This is a genomic window from Paenibacillus sp. Aloe-11, assembly GCF_000245715.1.
GTDB classification, from domain to species: Bacteria; Bacillota; Bacilli; order Paenibacillales; family Paenibacillaceae; genus Paenibacillus; species Paenibacillus kribbensis.
This window is the reverse complement of record NZ_JH601056.1, coordinates 528,428-533,938: the sequence shown is the minus strand read 5'-3', so window position 1 is coordinate 533,938 and position 5,511 is coordinate 528,428. Positions and strand designations below refer to the sequence as shown.

The 5,511-nt window shown below is 53.3% G+C and carries 2 protein-coding genes; both read left to right on the top strand.

Features of this window, described 5'->3' with window-relative positions; genetic code table 11:
• Window positions 1-2,181, top strand: a 2,181-nt coding sequence (locus WG8_RS28575; RefSeq protein ID WP_007431259.1) for a PD-(D/E)XK nuclease family protein, incomplete at its 5' end; no start/stop codon positions are given.
• The coding region (gene addA, locus WG8_RS15955) for a helicase-exonuclease AddAB subunit AddA (protein WP_007431258.1) at window positions 2,178-5,511 on the top strand (3,334 nt) is incomplete at its 3' end. The genes WG8_RS28575 and addA, both read left to right, overlap by 4 nt.

Sequence of the window (5,511 nt, the reverse complement as noted above, 5' to 3'; positions counted from 1 at the left end):
GGACGACCGTGGCAGGCTGTGCCCAGTCTGTCGCTGGAGTTGGAGGAGCAGGAGCGGAACCGGCAACGGGATGAAACACTCGATTTGATGGAGCTGTGCCGTGATGTGATCGTGACGCCTTTACGTGCGTTTGAGAAGCGACTCGGCAAGGCTCGCACAGCATTCGAGAAGTGTGAAGCGGTATATCTGCTGCTGGAGGATGCAGAAATCGGTCAAAAACTGGACGTCTTTGTTCGTCAGGCTGAGGAAGCCGGAAATCCCGAGCAGGCCAAGGAGCATCGTCAGGTATGGGATGCGGTGCTTGAGCTGCTGGATCAGATTGTCGAAATGATGGGCGATGAAAGGCTGGATACCTCTTTGTTCGCGGGTGTGCTGGAAACGGGATTGGCTGAGTTCCGTATGGGGCTTGTACCGCCAGCTCTGGATCAGGTACTGGTCGGCAACACGGATCGTACACGTGTAGCTGGCATACAGCATGCCTTTGTGCTCGGTATGAACGAAGGTGTGATGCCGGCTGTGTTTCATGAGGACGGCGTGCTGAATGAGCAGGAGCGTACCGCTTTGAACGAACGAGGCGTAGAGCTGGCACCGGATATGACAAGACGTCTATTGGATGAACGCTTTCTCGCTTATTCGGCTCTTACGTCCCCTGGCAAAAGCCTGTGGATGAGTTATGCTGTGACCGATGAAGAAGGGAAGTCGCTGCTGCCATCAGAGTTGGTTCGCCATGTCCGGCAACTGTTTCCCGGTCTGGAAGAACGTCCATTGGCTGGCTACCCATTGCCGGGAGATGCCTGGGCGGCCCAATGGGAGTATGCTTCCCATCCGTCCGAGGCTTTGCCGCAGCTCATTGCGCAGTTACGGCATTGGCGGCGTGGTGGCGATATTCTGTCTCCCTGGTGGGAGGTATACAACTGGCATGCCAGCCAGCAAGGGCGTGAGAAGGATAAGCTGCGTCAACTGCTGACCTCTCTTTTTTACGAAAACCACGCCGAATTGCAGAAGGAAACGAGTCACCGTCTGTACGGCAGCAAGCTGCGTACCAGTGTATCCCGGATGGAACGTTTTGTCGCATGTCCGTTTTCGCATTTTGCCTCTCACGGTCTTCGTTTGAAGGAGCGGCAAATGTATCGCCTGAAGGCACCGGATATCGGACAATTATTCCATGCAGCGCTCGGGGAAATGGCGATTAATTTGCGGGCAAGAAACATAAGCTGGGGGAGTCTCAGCACGGAGGAGTGCCGCCAGGAGGCGGAAACGACAGTGGAGCGTTTGGCTCCTCGCCTGCAAGGCGAGATTTTAATGAGCTCCAAGCGCTATGGCTATATTTTACGCAAGCTGAAGGATATTGTGAGCCGTGCTTCATTGATTTTGGGTGAGCATGCGCGTAGAGGCAGCTTTGAGCCGATTGGGCTGGAGCTGGACTTTGGACCGGGCCAACCGCTTCCGCCCCTGACCTTTCGACTGGATAACGGCGTTATCATGGAAATCGTCGGACGGATTGACCGTGTGGATGTGGCAGAGGGAGAAAAAGGCCTGCTATTACGGGTTATCGATTACAAATCCAGCCAAAAGGATCTGAAGCTGCATGAGGTGTACTATGGCTTGTCCCTGCAAATGCTCACCTATCTGGACGTGCTGCTGAATGCGGCAGAGGAATGGTTGGGTGAAACGGCCTATCCGGCGGGGACACTATATTTTCACGTTCACAATCCAATGTTGCAGTCGCCTAACGGCCTTAGCGCGGAACAGGCTCGTCAGGAGCTTTTGAAACGCTTCAAAATGAAAGGATTATTGCTTGCGGATCGAGACGTGGTTGGGCAAATGGATACAGCACTGGATAAGGGGTATTCCTCCATTTTACCTGTTGCGGTGAAGGCAGACGGCAGTTTTTACAGCAGTGCGTCCGTCGCTTCGCCGGAACAGTGGGATAGTCTGCTGGCTTCGGTGCGTAACAATATTCGAACGATTGGAACACGGATGACAGAGGGCGATGTAGCCATTGAGCCTTATCGTATTCAGCAGGAGACAGCATGTACGTTCTGCTCATTCAAGCCTGTTTGTCAATTTGACGACAGTCTGGAAGGCAGTGGCTACAATCAATGGGGCAAACCTGGCAAGGATCAAATATGGAATCTGCTGGGTCATATACAGGATGGGAAAGGAGGAATGGACCGATGATAGGAGCTTCTAACACGAAAGGCATACTCAGCACAAAAGGCATACTCAACGCAAAAGACATACCGAAGCCGGAAGGCAGCATGTGGAGTGATGACCAGTGGCGTGCCATTGCCGAGTCCGGCAACAACATGCTGGTGGCAGCGGCGGCGGGGTCTGGTAAAACAGCGGTACTGGTAGAGCGTATTATTCGTAAAATCGTCGATCCCCAGCTCGGCTTCAGTGTGGATCGGCTGTTGGTGGCGACCTTTACAAAGGCTGCAGCTGCCGAAATGCGTCAGCGGATACGGGAAGCGCTGGAACGGGTGTTGGAGCAGGAACCGGAAAGTGAGCATGTACGCCGTCAGCTATCGTTGCTGAATCGGGCTTCGATTACGACGCTTCACTCTTTTTGTATGGAGGTTATTCGCAGGCATTATCAGGCCATTCCTCTTGATCCCGGTTTTCGGATTATGAATGAGCATGAGACGGAATTGCTGCGACAGGAGCTATTGGAAGAGCTGTTTGAGGAAAAATATGAGGCTCATGCTGAAGGCAGCACATTTCGCAGACTGGTGGACTGGTTTAGCGGGGAACGCACCGATGATGCAATGTATGTGCTTGTTCAGCGGCTGTACGATTTTTCTCAAAGCCATCCTTGGCCGGAGCATTGGTTGAGGGAGACGGCGTCAGCATTTCGTGTACAGGATGTGGCCGCTTTGGGAGAGACTCCTTGGGTTCGCAGCATTTTGACGGATGCCGTGCTTTCCCTACGCGGGGCTACAAGCTTGCTGGAACAGGCGCATGAAGCAGCTATGCAGCCCGGCGGTCCTGCACCTTATGCAGCAACGCTGCAAGAGGATGCGGCGATGGTGAAGGGATTGCTGCAGGAGCTGGAGACACAGCCATGGGCAACGCTGTATGATCACTTTCAGCTGGCTTCCTTCGGCAAGCTCAAGCCGGTCAAAAAAGATCAGACCGAGCCTGCATTGCAGGAGCGGGTCAAGCTGCTGCGTGAGGCAGCGAAAAAAATGATTACAGATATGAAAGCTTCCCTGTTCGGCAGGAGAGCGGAAGCCTATCTGGAGGAATTGCACGCAGCGGCTCCTCTGATGGACGAACTGGTAGAGACCGTCATTGCCTTCGGAGAACGATTTCAACAGTACAAGCAGTCCAAGGGGATGGTGGATTTCGGGGACTTAGAGCATTATTGTCTCAAAATATTGCGTCATCCCGATTCTACACCGGATCGACTGCTGCCTTCGGACGCTGCACTTGAATACAAGGCGCAATTTGATGAAGTGCTGCTGGATGAATATCAGGATACGAACACCGTACAGGAAGATATCGTAAGGCTGGTATCGCGCGAGGAACCGGGCAACCGTTTTATGGTAGGAGACGTGAAGCAGAGTATTTACCGGTTTCGGCTGGCCGAGCCGGGGCTGTTTTTGAATAAGTATCAACGGTATGGCATGCAGGAGCAGGAAGATGGCCTTTTGATAGACTTGGCGCGTAATTTCCGCAGTCGGAAGGAAGTTGTCGATGCGGTTAATTTGGTATTCCGGCAGATTATGAGCGTTGATGTGGCTGAAATTGAATATGACGAACGGGCGTGGCTGGTGCATGGTGCATCCTATCCCGAGCAAACGGAGCAAGCTGCTGTATCTGCCTACGCACCTGAACTGCTGTTAGTTGATAAAGGCGGGAACGGTCTTTCGGATGCTCTGGAAGGAGCTGAATTAAGTGATGAGTCTGGCGTACAGGAAAACGAACTGGCCGAGCTTGCGGAGCTAGAGACGGCGCAATTAGAAGCGCGTGCGATCGCGCAACGGATTAAGGAGCTGACTGGAGATACAGGACAGCCACTGTTGATTTACGACAGAGGTTTAAAAGCGATGCGTCCGGCAGTTTACGGCGATATCGTCATTTTGCTTCGCTCGGCCAGCGTGTGGGCTCCCCTAATTGTGGAGGAATTGCGGCTTGAAGGCATTCCGGCTTCCGGAGAGCAGACGACAGGCTTTTTCAAAGCAACGGAGGTTGAGGTGATGCTGTCTCTGCTGCACATTATTGATAATCCGCAGCAGGATATCCCGCTTGCCTCCGTGCTTCGTTCGCCAATTGTAGGCCTGACCGAGGATGAGCTGGCTCAAATTCGATTAGAGAAGCCGGACGGACTGTTTTATGGCGCTTTGCTGGCGGCAGCAGAGGCGAACCCGCTCAAGGGGAGTGAAAAAGGCATTTCCACTGACATCATGGAGCTGGACCTTTTCACTGAGGACTCACAATCTTCATTTGAATTAAGTGACAGAAATGATGGAAATACGTTGTCTGCCCGCTTACGTTCATTTCTGCGTAAATTGGAAGCATGGCGCAAGGAAGCCAGACAAGGCAGCTTAAGTGCTTTGATTTGGAATTTGCTGGAGGAAACGGGATATCTGGATTGGGTAGGCGGACTGCCTGGCGGCTCACAGCGTCAAAGCAACTTGCGGGCGCTGTATGACCGGGCCAGACAATATGAGACTTCAACGTCTAACCGTGGATTGTTCCGATTTCTGACCTTCATTTCCCGTTTGCGGGAGCGAGGCGGTGATTTGGGTTCCAGCAGTGGCGGTACAGAGCCTGATCAGGCGGTTCGTATTATGACCATTCATAAAAGTAAAGGACTTGAATTCCCGGTTGTCTTCATTGCCGGGACGGCTAAAATGTTCAATCAGCAGGATCTGAACGCGTCGTTTCTTATGCACAAGGAGCTGGGATTTGGCCCCAAATATGTGGAGGAACAAAACCGGGTCAGCTATCCGACGCTGCCTAATTTGGCGATTCGTCGACGCTCCCAGCTGGAGCTATTGGCTGAGGAAATGCGGGTGCTGTACGTGGCGCTTACACGTCCTCGTGAAAAGCTTATTATGACCGGAACGGTGAAGGATATCGCTTCGCGCGCTGCAGGCTGGGCACGTGCCAAAGAGCATACGGAAACCGTCTTGCCGGACTATATGCTGGCGGCAGGACGCAGTTATCTGGACTGGGTAGGTCCTGCTTTGATTCGCCATCCTTCTGCTGTCGCACTGAGGGAAGCGGCGGGTGTCCAAGCTGGGTATTTTCACAGGCTGGAGCACATACCGGGGGCAGACTGGCTTTTTAAAATTGTGGCAGCGGAAACTCTTTCCGGCTCCCGTGCGAGCTCGGATCATGAGGAAGAGGTGCCGAGTGAAGAGCGCCACATGAAGACAGAAGCGCTGAGAAATGCGGAGCCTCTGGCCATGCCCCTAGCTATGAAGGGAGAAAGTGAAACGGATATTGCTGCGGCTCTTTCCTGGACCTATCCGTATGAACGGGCAGGCAGGACGGCAGCCA